We start from the raw sequence: 19820 nt of genomic DNA, 5'->3' as shown, positions 1-19820 counted from the left end.
CGGCACTTCTGTTATTTTTGATTATAGCTGGAACTCTGGCATCTATGTCAGCCAGTATGTTTAATAATATATACGATATGGATATAGACGTTAAAATGAAAAGAACCAGATCAAGGTCTGGGACACTTAACCCTGGAACCAGAAATTTTATATTCGGCATAGCCTTAATTATGATAATTGTTTCCTTTGCGTTGAGCTCTATTCTAATTAACCTTCTCACTGCTTTATTTATATTTAGTGGCTTTCTCAGCTATGTGTTTCTCTACACAATATTTTTGAAAAGGAGAACTACCTGGAATATAGTAATAGGCGGTATTGCGGGAGGATTTCCAGCTTTAGCTGGTTGGGCCGCATTGACAAATTCCATCTCTTTAACATCCCTATTTTTGGCTTTCCTTGTATTTATGTGGACACCAACGCATTTCTGGAATCTATCCATTAACAATGTTGATGATTATAAAGCAACCAAAGTTCCTATGTTGCCCGCAATTGTTGGAATTAAGAAAACAGAATTCTGGATTATAGTAAATACAGTACTTCTTGTATTTTACTCGCTTATTCCCCTTCTGGTCCCTTCAATAAAACTTGGACTTCCATACATACCTGTCGCTATCATACTGGATGCTATCCTACTTTACTATGTACTGCAACCAGCTCTTAAATCTTATAAAAAGAAATATTTCAGGAGTGCATTTGGTTTTTCAAATATGTATCTTTTGTTGCTCTTGCTCGTTATAATAATATATCCATTTATATAACCCAGTGTCATTATATGTTGTGAGGTAATGATGTTGTCTAAAATTAATTTTGATTTTCCTGAAGGGATTGAAATCATTCCTAACACTATTGTTCATGTTTACGTAATAAGATATCAGAATTCTGTTATACAGATCGATGGGGGGATAAAATCTGACGCTAATAAAATTCTTGATTTCTATAAGAATTCTGGAATCTCACCGGATTATGTACTTATTACTGCTGTAGATTATCTGCATGTTGGGGCTCTGCGTGACATATATGATGCTTATAATCCGAAAATCTATGTACCAAAGAGAGAAGTAGGTAGCATGAAGAATGGCCCGGCACTTAAAGGAATCCTGGAGGTAGAAGGCAAGGGACTAAGATTTGAGGGCATACAGCATGTAAATTCATATAATAAAATGGAAATCAACTTCCTGGAAGTTATGGATACACCAGGATATACTATGAATAATATATCTATATATTTCAAGGACAGGAATTCAATTTTTGTTGGGGACTCATTAATCATGAAACATAATAAAATGAAGCTCGATAGCATGTTTACCCAGAATATGGAAATGGCAAGAGCTTCTATAAATAAAATTAAGGGGTTTTGCCCTGTATTAATTTTTCCATCTCACGGTGTTCCATACAAATGTGAATAAATTAATATCAGATACTTTATTATTTTCGTCCCTCTTTTGGATATACCATAAAATTATACTTTTCTACATAAATAAAATAACAAACTTAATAAATATTAATCCAATAACCTTTGGAATTTAACCATACACATTGGGCAATGCTAAATGCAACCCGTAATATTGCAATTTATTGGCAATATAGCAAGTGTAACGGTTGGTGATATAAAATGGCAACACCGCATCATTCCCGAAGGGGATCAATGGCGTACTATCCCAGAATACGCGCTAAAAAAATTGGGGCTGATATTCGATCATGGCCGGAAATTGAGGGCAAATCGAAGATTCAGGCATTCGCTGGATATAAAGTAGGAATGACACATGTACAGGCAACAGACTATAGAAAAACTAGTGTAACTGCCGGTAAAACAGTCATGATACCTGTTACTGTAGTAGAAATTCCACCTATAAACGTAATAGCAATACACTATTATGAAGAAGGAGACAATGGACTCCGTGTATTTGCAGAAAAAAGATCTGATAATATAAACAAAGAAGTATTCAAGAGAATACCAGCAATAAAAAATAAGGAGCCAAAAAATATTGAAATCAAAGATGTGGCTGATGTACGATTGCTTGTCAATACCAATCCTCAGCTAGTTACTGGAATCCCAAATAAAACACCTGAAATATTTGAGGTTAGAATATCAGGTTCCACAATTGCAGATAGAATAAAGCTTGCAGAAGAAAAATTGGGAAAGGAACTTCACTTTAATGATTTTACATTAGAAGGTTCATTTGTTGATGTTATTTCTGTAACTAAAGGAAAAGGTTTTCAGGGTGTAGTTAAAAGATTCGGGGTCAAACTATTGCCCAGAAGCAACAGAAAACACAGAAGAATGATTGGCACACTTGGGCCATGGCATCCAGACTGGGTAAGAAATACTGTTCCTCAGGCCGGTCAGATCGGACTGCACCAGAGAACAATACATAATATTCGTATAATGAAATTTGGAACAAAAGAACAGGTTAACGAGATAAATGTAAAAGGCGGATTCCTTAAATATGGACTTGTCAGAAATGATTATGTTCTTCTGTATGGATCAATATCCGGTCCATCCAAGAGATTAATAAAAATGAGAGATCCTGCAAGGCAGTCTGTAGCAAATGCAGAAAAAGTTGAAATTACATATATATCAAGAGAATCCAAGCAGGGTGATTAAAATGAAAACCAATGTTTATTCAATTGAAGGGGAAATTACTAAAGAAATAGATGTTCCGCCGGTATTTACTATAATGGCAAGAGAAGATTTAGTACATAAGGCCTTCAGAGCCATATCGCTTTCGATGAGGCAGCCATATGGATCAAGCCCCCTTGCAGGTACCAGAAGAGTAGGCCATAACCTTGGCCCAAATCATGGAATTTCAAGAATACCAAGGCTGGCAAGTGGTTCAAGGGGAGTATTACTCGCAAGCATGGTTGGTGGAAGAAGTGCACTGTCACCACGCAGCGACAAGGTTTTGTACAAAAAAATCAACAAAAAGGAAAGAAGAATGGCCAGATTAAGTGCAATAGCATTCACAGCAAATAAAGAAAAGGTAATACAGAGAGGGCATAAAATTTCCACGGACTCTATTGAAACCTTAACTTTCCCTCTTGTTGTGGAAAATGATATTGAAAGCATTAAAAAGGTTAAAGATGCTGTGCAGGTACTTACAAATCTTGGTATTTACGAAGATGTTTTAAGATCCAAGAACGGCAAAAAGATCAGGGCAGGCCGTGGAAAGATGAGGAATAGAACATACAAGCAACCAAAGAGTTTGTTGATTGTTGGTTCATCTGTAGAAAATCTCAGGGCATTTTCTACACTTCCCGGTGTAGATCTTGCTTCGTTAAACAGCCTGAGCATAACAAAACTGGCACCCGGCGGCAATCCTGGCAGATTAACCGTATATACAGAATCGGCAATTGAAGCTCTCAAAGAGGTGAACTAAATGGATTATGTCATATCACCTGTGGTTACTGAAAAAACCACATTAATGATGGAAAAGGAAAACAAACTTACATTCATTGTGGATCGCAGGGGCAGGAAAGCAGAAATAAAAAAAGAGATAGAGGAAAGATTTGACGTTAAAGTAGTTAGCTTAAATATCTTAATAACCAAAAAAGGCAAGAAGGTAATAGCTAAATTATCGGATAACTACTCCGCTGAAGAAATTGGTGGGAGAATAGGTATATTCTGAGGTGAATTAAATGGGAAAACATATAGTAGCACAAAGGAGAGGACATGGTTCGTTAACATATCAAAGCCCGAGCCACAGGCATATCGGTGATATTAAACATCTTTACAATGGAAATTACAATATTGATGATATAATACAGGCACCAGGTAGAAATGTACCACTTCTATCCTTAAAAAATGAGCAGAATGAAATTAGCTATATGATAGCTTTTAATGGCGCTTTTAAGGGGCAGAAGTTATATGCCGGTGAAACAGGCAATTCAATAAATGGAACAACCACAACACTATCCAAAATAGAAGACGGAACCTATGTTTACAACATAGAAAATAATCCCGGAGACGGCGGAAAGTTTTGCAGGACAGCAGGTTCATCTGGTCTTATAATAAGTCATGGCAGCTCAGTTTCAATAAAGCTTCCGTCAGGCATGACAAAGGAATTAAACCCTAATTGCAGGGCTACAGTTGGTGTTGTTGCCGGATCTGGAGCCAGAGATATACCGATATTGAAGGCAGGAAGGCATATAAAATATCTTCAGAGCAAAGCTAAAAGGCCATACACAGTTAGAGGAGTTGCAATGAATGCTGTAAACCATCCACATGGAGGTGGAAACCACCAGCACGTTGGAGGTCCAAGCACAGTAGCAAGAGGTGCACCACCTGGAGCTAAAGTTGGTAGGTTATCACCACAAAGGAGGAATAAGAAATGGTAGTTAGAAGACAGGCATCTGTAAAATCTATAAAAAGAAGATCACGAAAGGCTCAAAAGGCTATTACTGGGAGATCAAAGGAATTCTCTTATCGCGGAAAGACTATTGAGGAGCTTGAGGAAATGGAACTCCCCGAACTTCTCGAAATATTTCCAGCAAGGGTTAGAAGATCGTATAACAGAGAAATGAATCATGAACAGAAGAAAGTTTTTGATGATCTTCTCGGCGATAAGGAAACAATAAAAACCCATGTAAGGGACATAATAATTTTGCCTCAATTCGTTGGCAAAAAGATGGAAGTGTATAATGGTTCATCATATCTGAAATTTGAAATAAAACCAGAAATGATAGGTCATTATTTAGGCGAATTTGCACCTACAAGAAAGGAAGTAAAGCATTCCGGTCCAGGAGTCGGAGCTACAAGGTCATCAAAATTCCTGCCATTGAAGTGATCATATGAAAGGATACAGTATTGATAAAATGCCGGAAAAACATGCTAGAGCTCAGGTAAGGGAAACCGACATATCCATGAAGGACGCTGTCAATGTTGCTCATTTCCTGAAGGATATGGATCTTGAAACTGCAAAGAATTCTCTTGACCTGGTCATGGAAAAGAAAATTGCAGTGCCATATTTCAGGTACCTGGACTCGGTTTCACACAGAAGGGCTACAGGGCCTGGAAGATACCCGGTAAAGGCTATAAAGGCATTCAAGAAATTGCTTGATGATGTATCAGCCAATGCTGAATTTAAAGGACTTACTGATGATCTTAAGATATTTCATCTCTCCGCATCAAAGGGAAGAATGATAAAAAAGTTTCTTCCAAAAGCTTATGGTAGAGCAGGTGCATTCTTTAAAGATTTAATCAATCTTGAAGTAGTTGTAGTGGAGAATGAAAAGGAGTGATATGATGAAGGAGAAAAAATTCATAAATGACAATATCAAAAAGCTGCTGGTGACGGAATACCTGCAATCAGAAAACGACAGTGCAGGATTTGGCGGAATGGAAATGAAAAGAACGCCCTTCGGTACAAATATAACACTATACGTTAACAGGCCTGGCCTCGTTATAGGAAGGCACGGCTCAAAAATAAAGGCAATGACATCCACACTTGAAACAAAGTATGGACTGGAATCACCGCAGATCGAGGTAAAGGAAGTAGACAATCCAGACCTTAATCCGCAGATTATCTCCAAGAAAATAGCATTGTCTCTTGAAAAAGGATGGAATTACAGAAAGGCGGGTAATACAACATTAAGAAGAATAATTGATCAGCATGCAAGGGGCGTGTTAATCAGAATAGGCGGAAAAATATCAGGAGAAAGGGCAAGAACACAGAAATTCATGTATGGAGAAATAAAATATTCCGGGGAACCTGCACGATCAGGAGTTATAACAGGATATTCAGTTGCAATGCTTAAAACCGGAGCCATAGGCATTTATGTCAGGTTACTCAGGCAGGATTACCGCTTACCTGATGAAATACTAATTAATACACAAACAAAAATACCCGTTCCTGAAAGCGTGGAAAATAAAGAGGTTGAGGAAAATGGAACTAACGAATAAAGAACTAACAGCCAAGGTATTAAGGGAAATGTCCGATGAGGAACTTAATGAGAAGCTTAAATCCCTAAAGGAGTCCCTGCTTAAAGAACGATCTGCAATAGCAATGGGCGGTGCTCCTGCAAGCCCAGGAACCATGCATTCAATTAAAAAGCAGATAGCAAGGATACTTACCGTTATGGAGGAAAAAAGAGAATGAAAGATAAAGATTTCACAGGAATGCCAAAAGAACTTCAACCATGGGAAGGATTTAACCGTGACAGTGAGCTTGTAAAAATAAGTGTAGATAAAAGAAGATACGGCAAACTGGTAACTGTTATAGACGGGATCGATCCTAAAACTGAGAACATCAACGAGATTGCCAAGTCTTTAAAAAGGAAGGCCGCTTCAGGTGGGACAGTTAAGGATGGAAAGAGTATAGAGTTGCAGGGCGATCACAGAGACGTCATGAAGAAAGAACTCGAAAGCATGGGATTCAAGGTTCAGATGGCATGAATGCAAATGAAGTCTATTTGATGGAATTTATCGGAAAGGATATAAAGGTAAAGAATTCATACAATACTAAAAACATTGGAATTAATGGGAAACTGATTGACGAGTCAAAAAATATGATGTTCATAAACAATGGAATTAAAACGTGCAGCATTCCAAAAGCAGGCACAATATTCGAAATTTCATTCGAAGATAAGCTGTACAATATAAACGGGGATGCTGTGCTAATAAGGCCTGAAGACAGAACAAAGGAAAAAAGAAAAATATATAAAAAATTAAGGAGGTATGAAAAATGAATAATATAGGAATAGATGTGAAACCACCGGAAAAGGAGTGCAAAGATCCTAATTGCCCATTTCATGGCGAGCTTCCGGTTCGTGGCCAAATACTGACAGGAACGGTTGTTTCAGTTAAAATGAAACGCAGTATTGTTATAAAAAGAGAATCGAAAATATATATTAAAAAGTATGAAAGATACATTACAAAATTTACCAAATACCATGCCCACCTGCCAGATTGCATTGAAGTGAAAATCGGTGATAATGTCAGGGCTGCAGAATGCAGAAAATTGGCAAAGACCATCGATTTTGTTGTAATTGAGAAGGTGAACTAAAATGAAAGGTATTTCGGGAAATGAATCAAGAGGGCTCCCGCTTGGGGCTGTTATACCATGTGCAGATAATACAGGTGCTAAAGTAATTAGCCTTATAGGTGTTAAGGCTTTGCATACTGTAGCAAGGCGTATACCGGCTGCCGGAGTTGGTGACCTGTTTATTGCGAGTGTAAAAAGAGGTACACCAGAGATGAGAGCGAAGGTTGTATATGCCGTTGTTGTCAGGCAAAGGAGGCCATACAGAAGGGCAGATGGCAATATTATAGAGTTTGAAGACAACGCAGCGGTGCTTGTTACACTAGATGGCGAAGTAAGAGGATCGGATATAAAAGGTCCTGTTGCCAGAGAAGCCGCGGAAAGATGGCCGAGAATTGCTGCAATAGCATCCACTATAGTGTGAGGTAATATCATGTTAAATACAAAAATTAATGTATCACTGAATAGAGACCTGAGAAAAAAATACGGAATACGCCGTTTTCCTGTTGTTAAAGGTGATATTGTAAAGATAGTTTCTGGGGCGAGAAAAGGCGAGGGCGGAAAGGTAATAGCAGTCAACCATAAAACCAGGAAAATCTCAATAGAGGGAGTTACAATAGCAAAGGCAGATGGAAAACAGGTTGAATATTACGTTGACCACAGCAATCTAGTTGTGACAAAACTTGAACTTTCAATAGAAGGAAGATACAACAAGATAAAAGAAGTCACAGCAAGAAGAAACCTGCCTGCACCTGAACCTGAGAAACCGGCGGAGTCGGAAGCAACACCGGTTGAATCTGAAGTAACAGATGAGGATAATGCTGGAGAAACAATTGATCTGCCAGAAAATAATGAAGATGCATCAGAGGATTCTGAAGAAGAATCAGAAGAAAGCTCTGAGAGCATAGACAATAAAGAGGATGATAATAATGAAAACTAAAATAATGATGGCTTCGAGAAAACTGAAAATTCCCAGAAAAACCAATTTCTGGTCAGTTACTCCGACTCCGGCCACCCACAATAAGGAAGATTCAATACCCATGTTAATACTGTTAAGGGATTATCTTAAACTTGGTGACAAGGAAAGAGAAATAACAAGGATATTGAATAATAATATGGTAAAGGTTGATGGCAAAATAGTAAAAGACAGAAGATTTCCACTGGGATTCATGGATGTGCTTTCAGTTGAAACACTTGAAAATGAGTATATAATCCTGTACGACAGGAAAGGCAAACTTGTAGCTATGCCAAATTCACCGAATAATGCTGGATTAAAACTTTTCAAGGTTGTCAAAAAAAGTATAGTGGGAACAGGCAAAATACAGCTTGGTTTCCGCGATGGAAAAACAATAGTAACGGACAGAAAGGACATAAACACGTCCGATGTATTATTAATGAAAATACCGGGTCTTGAAATCGTAAACGTGTTGAAGATGGGCGAAGGCGATAAAGCATTCATTACAGGCGGCTCTCATATCGGGGAACTTGCAACCATAAAAAATATAGAAGTAAAAAAATCATCAGTAAAAAACATGGTACATCTGAATGAAGGCTTTTCAACAATAAAGGATTACATATATGTTATCGGTACACCAAAGTACACATTTAAAATACCTGAAACGGAGGCGGTAGTAGATGATGAGTGAAACAGAAAATCCAATGAGAAAAATTACTATAGACAAGGTAGTAATAAATATAGGAGTTGGGGCAGCAGGGGAAAGGCTTACAAAAGCTACTAAAGTCCTGGAACTGTTGACCAACCACAAACCTGTATTAACAACATCCAGAAAAACTATCCGTGATTTCAATATACGAAAAGGGCTGAATATAGGAGCGAAAGTAACTCTTAGAAAAGACGATGCATATAAATTCCTGAAAGAAGCATTTTATGCAAAGGATTATAAGATTCCTGTTTACTCATTCGATAAGCAGGGCAATGCATATTTTGGCATTACTGACTACACAGACTTTAAGGGAATGAAATATGATCCGGATATAGGAATATTTGGAATGGATATTGCTATAGTCCTTAAAAGGGCTGGCGGATATCGACTGCCCAGAAGGAGAATCATGAGCAAGAGCATACCCAAAAGCATAGGCATAAAGAAAGAGGAAACAATAAAGTTCCTAGAAGAAAACTTCAACGCTCAAATTATAAGGTGATATAAATGCAGGTAAAATTACAACCAAAAAAGAATTTCGGGCATTCTCAGGGATGCGTCAGGTGCGGTAGAAAAAGAGGCCTGGTAAGGAGATATGGTATCAGAATGTGCAGGCAATGTTTCAGGGAAACTGCTGAGAAGATAGGTTTCCGCAAATATAGTTGAGGTGATAATAATGAAAAGTGATCCTTTAAATGATGTAATTAATACAATAAAGATGGCCTCAAGAATCGGTGAAAATGATATAACTATAAGCCCCGCTTCAGTAATAATCGGGCGTGTGCTAAAAGTGATGCAGGATTATAATTATATTAAGAGCTTTGAGGTAATAGACGAAGAAAGAGGAGGAAAGTTTAATGTTGTCCTTAGCAATACAATAAATAACTGTGGAGTAATAAAACCCAGGCTATCTGTTACAAGGTCAAGTATAGAAAGATATGAATCAAGGTATCTGCCTGCACAGGATTTTGGAATCATCATACTCACCACTACAAAAGGTGTTATGAGCCACCTTGAAGCGAGAAAATTTGGCATAGGTGGGAAATTACTGGCCTATGTATATTGAGGTGGAATAAATGATAAATTGGAAAGATAAAATGGAATTAAAAATACCTGAAGGAATAAACGTTGATATCAATGACGCAGTTATTGCTGTCAAAGGTAAACTTGGAGAAACTTCAAGGAACTTCAGGGATAAATATGTGAAAGTATACAAAAAAGAAAATTCAATAATAATAGCGGTTAGCAAGGAAAACAAATTTACTAACAGTATTATTGGAACATGGTATTCAGAGCTGAATCTTGTTTTTCATGGAGTTACAAATGGCTTCAAATATGAGATGAAAATTGATTTTACCCATTTTCCTATGAGAGTTTCAGTTCGTGGAAATCAGCTCTATGTTGAAAACTTTCTCGGCGGTAAAGCCCCTAGAATAGCCAAAATCAAAAATTGCAAAGTTTCTGTAAAAGGAGACCGTGTAATAATAGAAGGCATTGATAAAAGAGATATGGGAGATACAGCGGCAAATATAGAGAGAGCTACCTACATAAAGCACTTCGATGCCAGAGTATTCCAGGATGGAATATATCTGTTGAAGGGGGTGAATTCAGATGAGTTATAAGCCCTTATTGACAAAGGAACAAAAAATATTATTAAAAAAGAAGAATGAAGTAAACAGAAGAAGAGTTGAATTCCACAGGCAGGAATGGTTCAGGTATAAGAAATTCGACGACTCATGGAGGAGGCCCAGAGGAAAGCATTCCAAACTCGGTGCCCATCTCAGTTACAGGCCTCCAGTTGTCGGCCCTGGATTCAGAACGCCAAAAGCAGTTAGGGGGCTGCATCCATCAGGATTCAAGGAAGTTCTTGTTCATAATGTGCCGGAATTATCAAAAATTAATCCTGACCTTGAAGGTGCAAGAATAGCTTCTACTGTTGGATATAAAAAGAGAATAGATATTGAATCAGAAGCTGATAATTTAGGCATACATGTATTTAACAAGGTGGTAAAATGAAAATGTCCAGCATTAAGGCAATATCTGCAGACATACTGAAGGTTGGAACTTCCAGAGTATGGATAGATACAACTAACCTGGATAAGGTACTCGATGCCACATCCCGAGACGATGTAAATAAATTAATAGGTCTTAACATAATACAGAGAAGAGCTAAGAAAAACCATTCAAATCAGAGATTAAAGAAAAGGATAAATCAGCTGAGCAAGGGTAGAAGAAGAGGTCCAGGATCCGTAAAAGGAACAAAATATGCCAGATATCCCAGAAAGAGAAGATGGATCAACACAATCAGGGCACTTAGAAGTGAATTGAGGGACCTTAAGGAAAAGGAGACTATTGATAAGCCAACATACCGCAAATATTATAGAACAATAAAAAGTGGTTCTTTCTCTTCAAGGGCACAGCTGGTATCCCATCTTAAAGCTGAATCATTAATAAAGGAGGATAAAAATGAAAACAACACCAGTGCTTAAAAGAAGAAATTTAGGCATAACCGATTACCAGAAACGATACAGATTATTAAAATCTGATATAACCCGTGCAGTTATACGGCCAACCAATAAAGGAATGATGATCCAGTTTGTGGATTACAATCCTTCAGGCGATAATGTGAGAGTTACGGTCACAAATATAACTCTCCAGAAAGAATATGGGGTGCATGGCAATAATATACAGGCCATGTATCTTGCCGGATATCTTGCAGGAAAAAAGGCTGAAGGGAAGGGAATAGAATCAGCAATACTTGATACTGGAAGATACAAATTCATTCATGGAGGGAGGCTGGCTGCAGCTTTGAAAGGCATAGTAGATTCTGGAATAGATATACCTGTAAATGAAGATGTTTTCCCTGATGAATCAAGAATAAATGGAGAACATCTGAAAAATAAGGTTGATATTTCAAAATTTGTTAAAAAAGGTGAATAAATATGGATGAAGAATGGATTCCCAGGACAGAACTTGGGAGACTGGTTGCAAATAACGAAATTCAAAGTATAGGTGATGCTCTGCACACAAAATTGCCTTTACAGGAATATCAGATAGTTGATTATTTGATTCCAGATTTGCAGGATGAGGTAATAAATATAGAAAGAGCCCAGAGGATGACAGACTCCGGCAGAAGAATGAATTATTCAATTACTGCTGTAGTTGGCAATGGGAACGGATATGTAGGCATAGGCAGAGGAAAGGCCAAAGAAGCAGCACCAGCTATAAGGAAAGCAATAAACAATGCCAAAACAAATATCATAGAAATTAAAAGAGGCTGTGGTTCATGGGAATGCGGATGCGGCAGGCCACATTCACTTCCATTTGAAATTGTTGGCAAATCAGGTTCGGTCGAAGTTAAGATAAAACCAGCACCCCAGGGAGTTGGGCTGGCTGTTGGAGATGTTGTTAAAGTTATACTAAAAATGGCCGGAATCGAGGATGCGTGGGGATTTGCATCAGGACATACAAAAACAACAGTGAATTATGCACTGGCAACATTTGACGCACTTAAAAAAACAATATCGATGAAAATGAACCCAAAGATAAATTTGACAACCCCAATATATGTAGGAGGAATAGAACATGATAGCGATAATAAGGATTAGAGGAAAAACAGGAATAAAGCCGTTTGCAGAAAAAACCGCAGAACTATTGAATCTTAATAGAATAAATCACATGGTCATGTTTCCAGAATCCGAAAGCCTTACTGGCATGCTGAACAGAGTAAAAGATTATGTCACATGGGGTGAAATTGATCAGGAAACCATAGAACTGCTGTTTAAAGACAGAATTCTATTAAATGGCAGGAAAAAAATAACTGAAGATTACGCAAAGGTTCTTGGTTATTCTTCCATCGCCGAATTAGCAAAGGCAATGTTCGAGAATAAAGTAAAGATAAAAGATCTGGAAAACGTAAAACCTGTGGTCAGGCTTAATCCGCCAAAAGGTGGCTATGAAGCAATTCAAAAGCCATTTCATCAGAAAGGGTCTGCGGGTTATAGAGGAAGCAAGATTAACAGTTTAATAAAACGTATGATTGTTCCGGGGGTAGATTTAAATGGTAAGGACAAAAACTAAAAAATTAAGAGGCGGCCATTACGGCAGAGGAATGAAATCCGGAAGAGGAAAAGGAAAGAGAGGCGGAAGTGGAATGGCCGGACTTGGTGCACACAAAAAAATATGGTTGATCATTCATGATAAAAACCATTTTGGCGTTCACGGATTTACAAGCCATTCAACAACATATGAAAATCCAATAACACTCAGCCAGTTAAATGATCGTTATGAGTCATTAAAAGCTGCCGGCTACGTGGAAAATGATGTAATAGATCTCGGCAATGCCGGTTATACAAAATTGCTTGCTAGTGGTAACTTTGAAATAAAGTGCACAATTAAAATTCCAAAGGCTACCGAAAAATCTATTAGTAAGGTTTCCTATCACGGTATAAAGATAGAACATGACTGAGATTCAAAGAAATAAAGGAGCCGCAATTCCGATAGTTTTCATATATGCTATTTTTATTTTTTCATTTTATTACTTTTCTCACTATACCGGACTTAAATTATTCATACTTGGTCTGTTATCATCACCACTTTTTATAATTGCTTATCTGCTTTTAAGTTATAAAGGTCCAAAGAAAAGCAAGTTATATGGCCTGGAAAATCTTACCGCCAAACTTCCTGCCATCAAAAAGGCTAAGGGACACGTTTCATTTAAACATAAATTGATGTGGACAGCCATAGTAGTTCTGATATATTTTGCGCTGACAAACATCTATATATATGGCCTTAATACATCGAAAACCGTGGATGTTTTCGCATCATTCAGGGCAATATTCGCAGGAGCATCAGGTTCATTAATGGACCTTGGCATAGGGCCAATAGTTACAGCAAGTATAGTTATGCAGCTCTTTGCTGGAGCCAAAATCTTTAACCTGGATCTGAGTGATTCAAGCGATAAAGCGATTTATCAGGGTTTCCAGAAATTACTTGTAATTATAATGATATTTGTGGAAGCAATACCACAGGCTTTTGGATTTCTTGTTCCAGATGCAGGGCTTGTTGCAAATATAGCTCATGTTGTTCCTGGATATGGAGAGTTTCTTGCACAGTCCATAATTATACTGCAGTTATTCTTCGGTTCATACCTTGTATTCTTAATGGATGAGGTTGTTTCAAAATATGGTATTGGATCAGGTATATCATTATTCATAGCAGCAGGTGTATCACAGCAGTTATTTACAGGTACATTTAACTGGATTCCATCAACAATAACATCACCATTATCCCTCGCAAATCCTCCTGCAGGTGCAATACCCAAAGCATTATACCTGTTTATGAACGCACCAGGTTCATACTTAACAAATACAGGAATGGAACAGATTCTATTTGCTCAGCCAAATCCCATGATTGCGCTGGTTGGAACATTGCTAATATTCTTTATAGTTGCTTTCTTCCAGAGCAGCAAAATAGAACTGCCTATTGCACACGAACGGGTCAGGGGAGCGAGAGGAAGGTATCCATTGCAGCTATTATATGCATCAAATATACCGGTTATACTTGCTACGGCCTTGCTTGCAAACATTTCAATGTGGACCCTTTTATTCTGGGATAGTCCACTTCTCGATAAATTTCCAATTTTGGGGCACAGCCATCTCCTCGGTGCATATGCCAGCGCCACACAGGTATCGGCTCTCGGGATATCTTCCACAACCCCCACCGGAGGTCTCGCATTTTATCTTTACACTCCAAACGGCTTGTCAGACTGGTTGTTCCCAATATTGCAACCATCTGTATCGCAAAGCGTGTTGTTAGGTCACACGCCTGTGGAGGAATTGATACATATTCTGGTATTTATGGCATTCCTGGTCGGATTCAGTATTTTGTTCGCAAAGTTCTGGATTGAGACAACCAACATGGGACCTGAAGCTGTGGCAAAGCAGATACGTTCCAGCGGCATGCAAATACCTGGATTCCGCCGTGATCCCCGTATAATGGCAAAAGTTCTGAGCAAATATATTCCTGCTATAACAATATTCAGCGGTGCCATAGTAGGAATATTGGCCGGTGGAGCAGATCTGATCGGTACTGTGGGAGATACCAGCGGTACAGGCTTGCTTCTGGCTGTTGGAATAGTAATTCAGTTCTATGAGGCCATGGGTAGGGAGCAGTTAATGGAAATGCATCCTTTAATAAGGCAGTTCTTCAACGGTGGATAAAAATGAGAGTAGTAATTTCAGGCATACCGGGTGTTGGTAAATCTACCATACTCGATATGGTATCCAAAAAATCGCAATATGAAATAATCAATTTTGGTTCTTTAATGTTTGACATGGCCAGAGACTTGGATCTTGTGAAAACCAGAGATGATATTAGAAAGCTTGATGTGGATACGCAGAGAAATCTTCAGAAGAAAGCATCAAACCAGCTTGGGAAAATGGATAATATAATTATCGATACACATATGTCTATAAAATCTCCTGCTGGATATTTGCCAGGGCTTCCTGCATGGGTATTAAATGAACTTATGGTGTCTTCATACTTTCTTATAGAATCAACACCGGAGGAAATAAAACATCGCAGGGCAAACGACCCCACCAGGAGCAGGGATGAGGATACTCTCAAAGATATCGATGAGCACCAGCATGTAAACAGGTATTATGCAGCAGCATATTCTGTATATTCTGGAGCTACCATAAAATATATATACAATCCAGACAATCATCCAGAAATCGCAGCAGACAATATATTAAGGGGGTTATAACATGCAGCAAACAAACAATAGGCCGGCACAAAATCCGCAAATGACGAAATTTATGATGATAGAATTCGTTTTTATGTTTGCAGGCCTTGGGCTTATATTCATAATTAGTGATCCATCTATCAGAAATCCAATAGGCCATTATTTGAATTATGTTTTTATGCCTGTTCTTGGCTTTAACTACGAACTTCCGGTGCTTACACTGATGCTAACTGGTATTATTCTTGGTTTAATATCTTCTATACCAAGGTACTTTTTTACCGACTGGCTCAAGATGGGAAAGACCCAGATGATTAGCAGAGCATACCAGAAGGCAATGAGGGAAGCTTACAAATCGGGAGACCGTGCAAAGCAGCAGAAATTGCAAAAGCTATCAATGCAGAGGCAGATGGATCAGGCAGCACTTTCAATGAATACAATGAAGCCTTTAATGGTTACAGAAATATTCTTCTTCCTGATCTTTATATGGCTTTATGTATTTATGCTTGCAATACCTTACCAGTATGTTTCCATGCCATGGGATTTGAATTTAAATATAGTTACCTCAAGGATATATGTTATGCCACTGTGGATGGCTCTCTATACACTTGGAAATCTTGCTGTGGGATATTTTGTTACCATGATAATGAAATATGTTGATTTTACACACAAGATCAGAAAGCTGGATGAAGATGTAGCGCAGTCAATATGATATTTACAGTCAGTGGCGAATCAGGGTCTGGCAAAACAACTGCCGGCAATTTGCTGGCTTCGAAGCTAAATTACAAATTCTTCTCTGGCGGATATTTTTTCAGAAAAAAAGCAGAAGAATACAATATGGATATTATAGAATTCAGCAACTACGCAGAAAAACATCCTGAAATTGATATTGAACAGGATAAAATGATTGTGGATTTCATGAAAAAAAATGATAATATAGTTCTGGAATCCAGGTTATCTGGAGTTATGGCATGCATAAACAATATAAATGCGGTAAAAATATATTTAAATACTGAATTATCCACACGGATTGCCAGGCTGTCTAACAGGGATAAAGGCGTAACTGAACAACAGATTATGGCCCGATCCAGATCCGAATTTTTAAGGTATATGATTTTCTACGGATTAGATTACAGAGTTTTTTCATATTATGATTATATAATAGATACAGATCATATGCTTCCCGATGATATTGTAAATAATATAATTGATTTTTATAAAAAATTAAAGTAAATAAAAACAAAGGTTAAAATTGAAATTATAATAAACCATAAACTATGTACAATTCAAATTTAGCTCAGAATGAAATTAACGGTTTTATTGTTATAGATAAGCCGAAGGGCCCTACAAGCCATCAGGTAGACGCATGGGTAAGGGAAATTACAGGAGAAAAAAGAGTTGGGCATGTAGGAACACTTGATCCCAATGTATCTGGTGTCCTTGTAATGGCTCTTGGAAAGGCAACAAAACTCATAGATATAGTGCATGAAAAGCCAAAGGAATACATTTCTGTTATGCGCCTTTATTCACAGGCGGATCAGGATGTTATAATAAAAACATTCAAGGAATTTACTGGAAAAATTTATCAATTGCCTCCTGTGAGATCCGCTGTTTCAAGGCAAATCCGGGAACGAACAATATATTCTATGGATATCCTGGAAATAAATGATAAATTAATACTTTTTAAGGTAAAATGTGAGTCTGGAACATATATAAGGACTCTATGCACTGATATGGGCTATGTTATTGGCACCGGTGCCCAGATGGCAGATCTGAGGCGGCTATATACAGGGGATTTTAACGAATCCAAAATGCATACCCTTCAGGAATTAAGTGACTCAATTGTTTTAAAAAAACAGGGAGATAGTTCCATGTTTGACAGCATGTTGATTCCAATGGATTTTGTTTTTGCTGATACACCTAAAGTTGTGGTTAAAAACACTGCAATCAAAAATATAATGAATGGTTCAGACATATATCCTGCTGGAATAAAAGCAATTGTTGGGAATATACATAAGGGAAGCCGTGTTGCAATATATACGGACAACAATGAACTTATAGCATATGGAACAATGCTTGTTGATACATTAAACGATCTTAAAGCCGTTGATCTTGATGGAATATTAAGTGATAAATATGGACAAAATAATGTGGTACGGAAAAGTAATAAACAAAAAAATATACCTGTACAAAGACCTGCAAGAAAACTACATGAGCATATTCCAGAGCCTTCGGGAAGGAATAATACCGGAAACGGAAAATACATGTTCAAAAAAAATTCCAGTCCTGAGAGACCTCCTTCTAAAATTCGAAAAGGAAAGAATAAATTCTGAGTTTTCTCACGATCAGTACATCATAAAAATGTATTCCGTTAAGAAGGAACTGGAGGAAATAATAAACCTTTACCTTGAAAAACTTGTTTCCATATACACATTGCTCGATATTAAGTATAATAATGATCCATGCCTGTATTTTTCCAGGCTAAGTAATGCAGGCCTGGATGATGTTGACAATGCTGCAGCCGAAATGGGAAATAGAATGTGCCAGTTTAAAACTTACCTCGATGATTATCTCAGCAAAGAGATCGTGAAATATATGCCAAATACATCAAAATTAATAGGAAATACACTGACGCTGGACTTTCTGCTAAAATCCGGTAGTCTGGAAAATCTCGTTAAATATCCTGCAGGCACACTGCAAATTCTGGGTGCGGAAAAAGCTTTCTTCAATCATATGAGAAAAGGTACACCACCACCAAAGCACGGAATAATATTTTATTACCCTGGTCTATCTGCCCTTCCGCCAAATCAGAGGGGGAAAGTAGCCAGAACCATAGCAAATAAAATGGCAATTACACTTAAAATGGATTATTTCAAAACAAATGGAAACATATCTTTAATGGTCGAGGAAATTAAAAAAAGAATGAATGTTTAAGTGTAGTTTGGTTTAGCACCCTCTGGTATATCATCTGGATATATTCCGGTAAGGCATCCAGTGCACAGTTCATTCATCCCAATGCTTTCCTTTAACCCTTCTATTGTTATATATCCCAGAGAATCTGCACCGATCTCTTTTCTTATCGCATCAATGCTTTTAGAATCAGCAATAAAGTCGTTTTTAGTTTTCATATCCACTCCGAAGTAACATGGTGCAATAATTGGAGGAGAACCCACACGGACATGCACCTCTGCCGCTCCATCCTTTCTCAACAATTTAATTATGTGCTTCATCGTATTTCCCCTGACTATACTGTCATCTACAAGGACAACCTTCTTTCCATTTATTACAGACTTTATAGTATTCAATTTAATTTTTATTGCATCATATCTCGATTTCTGATCCGGAAGAATAAAGGTGCGGTCAGAATACCTGTTTTTAATCAAACCTTCACTGTAAGGAATTTTTGAATAAACAGAATATCCGAGAGCCTGTGACCTGCCTGAATCAGGGACAGGAACCACAACATCAGCATTTACTGGATTTTCCATGGCAAGCTTCAATCCTATTCTGTATCTCACATCAAAAACTTCTCTTTTATCTATTATACTGTCTGGCCTTGCAAAATAAACATATTCGAACATGCAATGAGCTATTTTACTATTTATTGTAAATATGCTTTTATATCCATGTTCATTAATTTCTACCAGTTCCCCTGGCTTTACATCCCTGATAATTGTTCCAGAAACTGTGTCAATTGCGGCGCTTTCCGACGCTACCATATATCCATCATCATTTTTTCCCATTATAAGTGGCCTGAAACCAAATGTATCCCTTAAAGCATATAGCGTATCATTTATAAGTATTGCCAGGGCATATGCCCCTTTAATTTTCAGCATGGCTTTTTTTATTCCATCTCTAATTCCATATTTATTAATCTCGCTCACCATTTCGATGAGCATTACCTCAGTATCACTGGAACTGTAAAATATATATCCTTTCTCCTTTAGTTTTTCCCTAAGGCAATGCGCATTTGTAATTTCACCGTTATGCGAGATTCCTATATAACCTGTGGAAGAGGATATTACAAAGGGCCCAGCATTTTCAACGCCCTTGGATCCAGCAGTAGAATATCTGTTGTGGCCTATTGCAACTTTTCCGTCAAGAAATTCATTGTGAAATACTTCTGATACAAGGCCCATACCTTTTTTTATATGTATTTTTCCATCAAACGTTGCTATGCCTGAGCTCTCCTGCCCTCTGTGCTGCAATGCCTTTAATGAAAAAACCATATTGGTGTATGCATTGTTGCCTATATAACCGACAACAGCGCATTCATCACTTGGCTTTTGCCCAGTTGTAATGTCTAATTCTTGGTGAAGGGAATCCACAGTGAGAACACCTTTTTTCTCTCAGATTATAGCTGTTATGCCCGCATCTTCTGCATCTTATGTGAACTTTCTTTTTATTTGCCTTACCCATTGATGCAGTTCCATTACTCAT

General features: G+C 37.8%; 34 protein-coding genes. 32 read left to right on the top strand and 2 right to left on the bottom strand.

The window, feature by feature from the left end:
* From cyoE to WKI77_RS02430, 32 genes are all read left to right on the top strand, one after another.
* Positions 1-758 (top strand): heme o synthase (cyoE, locus tag WKI77_RS02585; RefSeq protein ID WP_337860271.1); only part of this gene is annotated, 758 nt, incomplete at its 5' end.
* Positions 759-785: 27 nt separating this feature from the next.
* On the top strand, positions 786-1406 hold the full coding sequence (locus WKI77_RS02580; RefSeq protein ID WP_337860270.1) for an MBL fold metallo-hydrolase: 621 nt from the start codon (positions 786-788) through the stop codon (positions 1404-1406).
* Between the two features lie 206 nt (positions 1407-1612).
* Entirely contained in the window at positions 1613-2605 is a 993-nt protein-coding gene (gene rpl3p, locus WKI77_RS02575; RefSeq protein ID WP_337860269.1) for a 50S ribosomal protein L3, read from the top strand.
* 1 nt (position 2606) lies between these two features.
* Complete coding sequence (gene rpl4p, locus WKI77_RS02570; protein ID WP_337860268.1) at positions 2607-3377, top strand: 50S ribosomal protein L4; 771 nt, start codon at positions 2607-2609, stop codon at positions 3375-3377.
* Positions 3378-3626: a 50S ribosomal protein L23 gene (locus WKI77_RS02565; RefSeq protein WP_337860267.1), complete on the top strand. Its 249-nt coding sequence runs from the start codon at positions 3378-3380 to the stop codon at positions 3624-3626.
* 10 nt (positions 3627-3636) lie between these two features.
* On the top strand, positions 3637-4335 hold the full coding sequence (locus tag WKI77_RS02560) for a 50S ribosomal protein L2 (RefSeq protein WP_337860266.1): 699 nt from the start codon (positions 3637-3639) through the stop codon (positions 4333-4335).
* Entirely contained in the window at positions 4329-4784 is a 456-nt protein-coding gene (locus WKI77_RS02555; RefSeq protein ID WP_337860265.1) for a 30S ribosomal protein S19, read from the top strand. Before WKI77_RS02560 ends, WKI77_RS02555 begins: the two co-directional genes overlap by 7 nt.
* A 4-nt stretch (positions 4785-4788) precedes the next feature.
* A complete protein-coding gene (locus tag WKI77_RS02550; RefSeq protein ID WP_337860264.1) occupies positions 4789-5238 on the top strand; it encodes a 50S ribosomal protein L22 in 450 nt (149 codons plus the stop codon).
* Positions 5225-5899 carry a 30S ribosomal protein S3 gene (locus WKI77_RS02545; protein WP_337860263.1) on the top strand — a complete coding sequence of 225 codons (675 nt, stop codon included), beginning with the start codon at positions 5225-5227 and terminating at the stop codon, positions 5897-5899. The genes WKI77_RS02550 and WKI77_RS02545 overlap by 14 nt, the downstream gene beginning before the upstream one ends.
* Positions 5883-6095: a 50S ribosomal protein L29 gene (gene rpmC, locus WKI77_RS02540; RefSeq protein ID WP_337860262.1), complete on the top strand. Its 213-nt coding sequence runs from the start codon at positions 5883-5885 to the stop codon at positions 6093-6095. The genes WKI77_RS02545 and rpmC overlap by 17 nt, the downstream gene beginning before the upstream one ends.
* On the top strand, positions 6092-6391 hold the full coding sequence (locus WKI77_RS02535; RefSeq protein ID WP_337860261.1) for a translation initiation factor: 300 nt from the start codon (positions 6092-6094) through the stop codon (positions 6389-6391). The genes rpmC and WKI77_RS02535 overlap by 4 nt, the downstream gene beginning before the upstream one ends.
* Positions 6388-6684, top strand: coding sequence for a ribonuclease P protein subunit (locus WKI77_RS02530; RefSeq protein ID WP_337860260.1), 297 nt, complete (start codon positions 6388-6390; stop codon positions 6682-6684). Before WKI77_RS02535 ends, WKI77_RS02530 begins: the two co-directional genes overlap by 4 nt.
* Positions 6681-7001, top strand: a complete 321-nt coding sequence (locus WKI77_RS02525; protein ID WP_337860259.1) for a 30S ribosomal protein S17 — start codon at positions 6681-6683, stop codon at positions 6999-7001. The genes WKI77_RS02530 and WKI77_RS02525 overlap by 4 nt, the downstream gene beginning before the upstream one ends.
* Before the next feature lies 1 nt (position 7002).
* A complete protein-coding gene (rpl14p, locus tag WKI77_RS02520; protein ID WP_337860258.1) occupies positions 7003-7401 on the top strand; it encodes a 50S ribosomal protein L14 in 399 nt (132 codons plus the stop codon).
* 9 nt (positions 7402-7410) lie between these two features.
* A complete protein-coding gene (gene rplX / locus WKI77_RS02515; RefSeq protein WP_337860257.1) occupies positions 7411-7917 on the top strand; it encodes a 50S ribosomal protein L24 in 507 nt (168 codons plus the stop codon).
* Positions 7907-8623: a 30S ribosomal protein S4e gene (locus tag WKI77_RS02510; RefSeq protein WP_337860256.1), complete on the top strand. Its 717-nt coding sequence runs from the start codon at positions 7907-7909 to the stop codon at positions 8621-8623. Before rplX ends, WKI77_RS02510 begins: the two co-directional genes overlap by 11 nt.
* A complete protein-coding gene (locus WKI77_RS02505) occupies positions 8613-9140 on the top strand; it encodes a 50S ribosomal protein L5 (protein ID WP_337860255.1) in 528 nt (175 codons plus the stop codon). Before WKI77_RS02510 ends, WKI77_RS02505 begins: the two co-directional genes overlap by 11 nt.
* Before the next feature lie 5 nt (positions 9141-9145).
* Positions 9146-9304, top strand: coding sequence for a 30S ribosomal protein S14 (locus WKI77_RS02500; RefSeq protein WP_009887178.1), 159 nt, complete (start codon positions 9146-9148; stop codon positions 9302-9304).
* 10 nt (positions 9305-9314) lie between these two features.
* The gene (locus WKI77_RS02495; protein ID WP_337860254.1) at positions 9315-9704 is read left to right on the top strand and encodes a 30S ribosomal protein S8; all 390 of its coding nucleotides are present in this window, start codon (positions 9315-9317) and stop codon (positions 9702-9704) included.
* Positions 9705-9714: 10 nt separating this feature from the next.
* On the top strand, positions 9715-10260 hold the full coding sequence (locus tag WKI77_RS02490; protein WP_337860253.1) for a 50S ribosomal protein L6: 546 nt from the start codon (positions 9715-9717) through the stop codon (positions 10258-10260).
* Positions 10250-10654: a 50S ribosomal protein L32e gene (locus tag WKI77_RS02485; RefSeq protein ID WP_337860252.1), complete on the top strand. Its 405-nt coding sequence runs from the start codon at positions 10250-10252 to the stop codon at positions 10652-10654. Before WKI77_RS02490 ends, WKI77_RS02485 begins: the two co-directional genes overlap by 11 nt.
* Positions 10651-11127 carry a 50S ribosomal protein L19e gene (locus WKI77_RS02480; protein ID WP_337860251.1) on the top strand — a complete coding sequence of 159 codons (477 nt, stop codon included), beginning with the start codon at positions 10651-10653 and terminating at the stop codon, positions 11125-11127. Before WKI77_RS02485 ends, WKI77_RS02480 begins: the two co-directional genes overlap by 4 nt.
* The gene (locus tag WKI77_RS02475; RefSeq protein ID WP_337860250.1) at positions 11105-11578 is read left to right on the top strand and encodes a 50S ribosomal protein L18; all 474 of its coding nucleotides are present in this window, start codon (positions 11105-11107) and stop codon (positions 11576-11578) included. The genes WKI77_RS02480 and WKI77_RS02475 overlap by 23 nt, the downstream gene beginning before the upstream one ends.
* 2 nt (positions 11579-11580) lie before the next feature.
* Positions 11581-12246: a 30S ribosomal protein S5 gene (locus WKI77_RS02470; RefSeq protein ID WP_337860249.1), complete on the top strand. Its 666-nt coding sequence runs from the start codon at positions 11581-11583 to the stop codon at positions 12244-12246.
* Positions 12224-12718, top strand: coding sequence for a 50S ribosomal protein L30 (locus WKI77_RS02465; protein WP_337860248.1), 495 nt, complete (start codon positions 12224-12226; stop codon positions 12716-12718). Before WKI77_RS02470 ends, WKI77_RS02465 begins: the two co-directional genes overlap by 23 nt.
* Positions 12699-13106: an uL15m family ribosomal protein gene (locus WKI77_RS02460; protein ID WP_337860247.1), complete on the top strand. Its 408-nt coding sequence runs from the start codon at positions 12699-12701 to the stop codon at positions 13104-13106. Before WKI77_RS02465 ends, WKI77_RS02460 begins: the two co-directional genes overlap by 20 nt.
* On the top strand, positions 13099-14859 hold the full coding sequence (gene secY, locus WKI77_RS02455) for a preprotein translocase subunit SecY (protein WP_337860246.1): 1761 nt from the start codon (positions 13099-13101) through the stop codon (positions 14857-14859). Before WKI77_RS02460 ends, secY begins: the two co-directional genes overlap by 8 nt.
* Positions 14860-14861: 2 nt before the next feature.
* Positions 14862-15404 carry an adenylate kinase gene (locus WKI77_RS02450; protein ID WP_337860245.1) on the top strand — a complete coding sequence of 181 codons (543 nt, stop codon included), beginning with the start codon at positions 14862-14864 and terminating at the stop codon, positions 15402-15404.
* Between the two features lie 40 nt (positions 15405-15444).
* A complete protein-coding gene (locus WKI77_RS02445; protein WP_337860244.1) occupies positions 15445-16092 on the top strand; it encodes an EMC3/TMCO1 family protein in 648 nt (215 codons plus the stop codon).
* Entirely contained in the window at positions 16089-16613 is a 525-nt protein-coding gene (gene cmk, locus WKI77_RS02440; RefSeq protein ID WP_337860243.1) for a (d)CMP kinase, read from the top strand. The genes WKI77_RS02445 and cmk overlap by 4 nt, the downstream gene beginning before the upstream one ends.
* A 44-nt stretch (positions 16614-16657) precedes the next feature.
* On the top strand, positions 16658-17713 hold the full coding sequence (locus WKI77_RS02435; RefSeq protein ID WP_337860242.1) for an RNA-guided pseudouridylation complex pseudouridine synthase subunit Cbf5: 1056 nt from the start codon (positions 16658-16660) through the stop codon (positions 17711-17713).
* A 28-nt stretch (positions 17714-17741) separates the two neighbouring features.
* Positions 17742-18314, top strand: coding sequence for a ribosomal biogenesis protein (locus WKI77_RS02430; RefSeq protein WP_337860241.1), 573 nt, complete (start codon positions 17742-17744; stop codon positions 18312-18314).
* Here WKI77_RS02430 and purF read toward each other — a convergent pair.
* Complete coding sequence (gene purF, locus WKI77_RS02425; RefSeq protein WP_337860240.1) at positions 18311-19708, bottom strand: amidophosphoribosyltransferase; 1398 nt, start codon at positions 19706-19708, stop codon at positions 18311-18313. The two genes, WKI77_RS02430 and purF, sit on opposite strands and share 4 nt — an antisense overlap.
* Complete coding sequence (locus tag WKI77_RS02420; RefSeq protein WP_337860239.1) at positions 19656-19820, bottom strand: 50S ribosomal protein L37e; 165 nt, start codon at positions 19818-19820, stop codon at positions 19656-19658. The genes purF and WKI77_RS02420 overlap by 53 nt, the downstream gene beginning before the upstream one ends.

Source organism: Ferroplasma sp. (genome assembly GCF_037442045.1).
In the GTDB taxonomy this organism is placed as follows: domain Archaea; phylum Thermoplasmatota; class Thermoplasmata; order Thermoplasmatales; family Thermoplasmataceae; genus Ferroplasma.
This window is presented reverse-complemented; position numbering and strand designations above follow the sequence as displayed.

Excerpts from the sequence above, each read along its gene's own strand:
- WKI77_RS02580 (WP_337860270.1), top strand. The coding sequence starts at position 786 with ATGATGTTGTCTAAAATTAATTTTGATTTTCCTGAAGGGATTGAAATC.
- rpl3p (WP_337860269.1), top strand. The coding sequence starts at position 1,613 with ATGGCAACACCGCATCATTCCCGAAGGGGATCAATGGCGTACTATCCC.
- rpl4p (WP_337860268.1), top strand. The coding sequence starts at position 2,607 with ATGAAAACCAATGTTTATTCAATTGAAGGGGAAATTACTAAAGAAATA.
- WKI77_RS02565 (WP_337860267.1), top strand. The coding sequence starts at position 3,378 with ATGGATTATGTCATATCACCTGTGGTTACTGAAAAAACCACATTAATG.
- WKI77_RS02560 (WP_337860266.1), top strand. The coding sequence starts at position 3,637 with ATGGGAAAACATATAGTAGCACAAAGGAGAGGACATGGTTCGTTAACA.
- WKI77_RS02555 (WP_337860265.1), top strand. The coding sequence starts at position 4,329 with ATGGTAGTTAGAAGACAGGCATCTGTAAAATCTATAAAAAGAAGATCA.
- WKI77_RS02550 (WP_337860264.1), top strand. The coding sequence starts at position 4,789 with ATGAAAGGATACAGTATTGATAAAATGCCGGAAAAACATGCTAGAGCT.
- WKI77_RS02545 (WP_337860263.1), top strand. The coding sequence starts at position 5,225 with ATGAAAAGGAGTGATATGATGAAGGAGAAAAAATTCATAAATGACAAT.
- rpmC (WP_337860262.1), top strand. The coding sequence starts at position 5,883 with ATGGAACTAACGAATAAAGAACTAACAGCCAAGGTATTAAGGGAAATG.
- WKI77_RS02535 (WP_337860261.1), top strand. The coding sequence starts at position 6,092 with ATGAAAGATAAAGATTTCACAGGAATGCCAAAAGAACTTCAACCATGG.
- WKI77_RS02530 (WP_337860260.1), top strand. The coding sequence starts at position 6,388 with ATGAATGCAAATGAAGTCTATTTGATGGAATTTATCGGAAAGGATATA.
- WKI77_RS02525 (WP_337860259.1), top strand. The coding sequence starts at position 6,681 with ATGAATAATATAGGAATAGATGTGAAACCACCGGAAAAGGAGTGCAAA.
- rpl14p (WP_337860258.1), top strand. The coding sequence starts at position 7,003 with ATGAAAGGTATTTCGGGAAATGAATCAAGAGGGCTCCCGCTTGGGGCT.
- rplX (WP_337860257.1), top strand. The coding sequence starts at position 7,411 with ATGTTAAATACAAAAATTAATGTATCACTGAATAGAGACCTGAGAAAA.
- WKI77_RS02510 (WP_337860256.1), top strand. The coding sequence starts at position 7,907 with ATGAAAACTAAAATAATGATGGCTTCGAGAAAACTGAAAATTCCCAGA.
- WKI77_RS02505 (WP_337860255.1), top strand. The coding sequence starts at position 8,613 with ATGATGAGTGAAACAGAAAATCCAATGAGAAAAATTACTATAGACAAG.
- WKI77_RS02500 (WP_009887178.1), top strand. The coding sequence starts at position 9,146 with ATGCAGGTAAAATTACAACCAAAAAAGAATTTCGGGCATTCTCAGGGA.
- WKI77_RS02495 (WP_337860254.1), top strand. The coding sequence starts at position 9,315 with ATGAAAAGTGATCCTTTAAATGATGTAATTAATACAATAAAGATGGCC.
- WKI77_RS02490 (WP_337860253.1), top strand. The coding sequence starts at position 9,715 with ATGATAAATTGGAAAGATAAAATGGAATTAAAAATACCTGAAGGAATA.
- WKI77_RS02485 (WP_337860252.1), top strand. The coding sequence starts at position 10,250 with ATGAGTTATAAGCCCTTATTGACAAAGGAACAAAAAATATTATTAAAA.
- WKI77_RS02480 (WP_337860251.1), top strand. The coding sequence starts at position 10,651 with ATGAAAATGTCCAGCATTAAGGCAATATCTGCAGACATACTGAAGGTT.
- WKI77_RS02475 (WP_337860250.1), top strand. The coding sequence starts at position 11,105 with ATGAAAACAACACCAGTGCTTAAAAGAAGAAATTTAGGCATAACCGAT.
- WKI77_RS02470 (WP_337860249.1), top strand. The coding sequence starts at position 11,581 with ATGGATGAAGAATGGATTCCCAGGACAGAACTTGGGAGACTGGTTGCA.
- WKI77_RS02465 (WP_337860248.1), top strand. The coding sequence starts at position 12,224 with ATGATAGCGATAATAAGGATTAGAGGAAAAACAGGAATAAAGCCGTTT.
- WKI77_RS02460 (WP_337860247.1), top strand. The coding sequence starts at position 12,699 with ATGGTAAGGACAAAAACTAAAAAATTAAGAGGCGGCCATTACGGCAGA.
- secY (WP_337860246.1), top strand. The coding sequence starts at position 13,099 with ATGACTGAGATTCAAAGAAATAAAGGAGCCGCAATTCCGATAGTTTTC.
- WKI77_RS02450 (WP_337860245.1), top strand. The coding sequence starts at position 14,862 with ATGAGAGTAGTAATTTCAGGCATACCGGGTGTTGGTAAATCTACCATA.
- WKI77_RS02445 (WP_337860244.1), top strand. The coding sequence starts at position 15,445 with ATGACGAAATTTATGATGATAGAATTCGTTTTTATGTTTGCAGGCCTT.
- cmk (WP_337860243.1), top strand. The coding sequence starts at position 16,089 with ATGATATTTACAGTCAGTGGCGAATCAGGGTCTGGCAAAACAACTGCC.
- WKI77_RS02435 (WP_337860242.1), top strand. The coding sequence starts at position 16,658 with ATGTACAATTCAAATTTAGCTCAGAATGAAATTAACGGTTTTATTGTT.
- WKI77_RS02430 (WP_337860241.1), top strand. The coding sequence starts at position 17,742 with ATGTATTCCGTTAAGAAGGAACTGGAGGAAATAATAAACCTTTACCTT.
- WKI77_RS02420 (WP_337860239.1), bottom strand. The coding sequence starts at position 19,820 with ATGAGTAATGGAACTGCATCAATGGGTAAGGCAAATAAAAAGAAAGTT.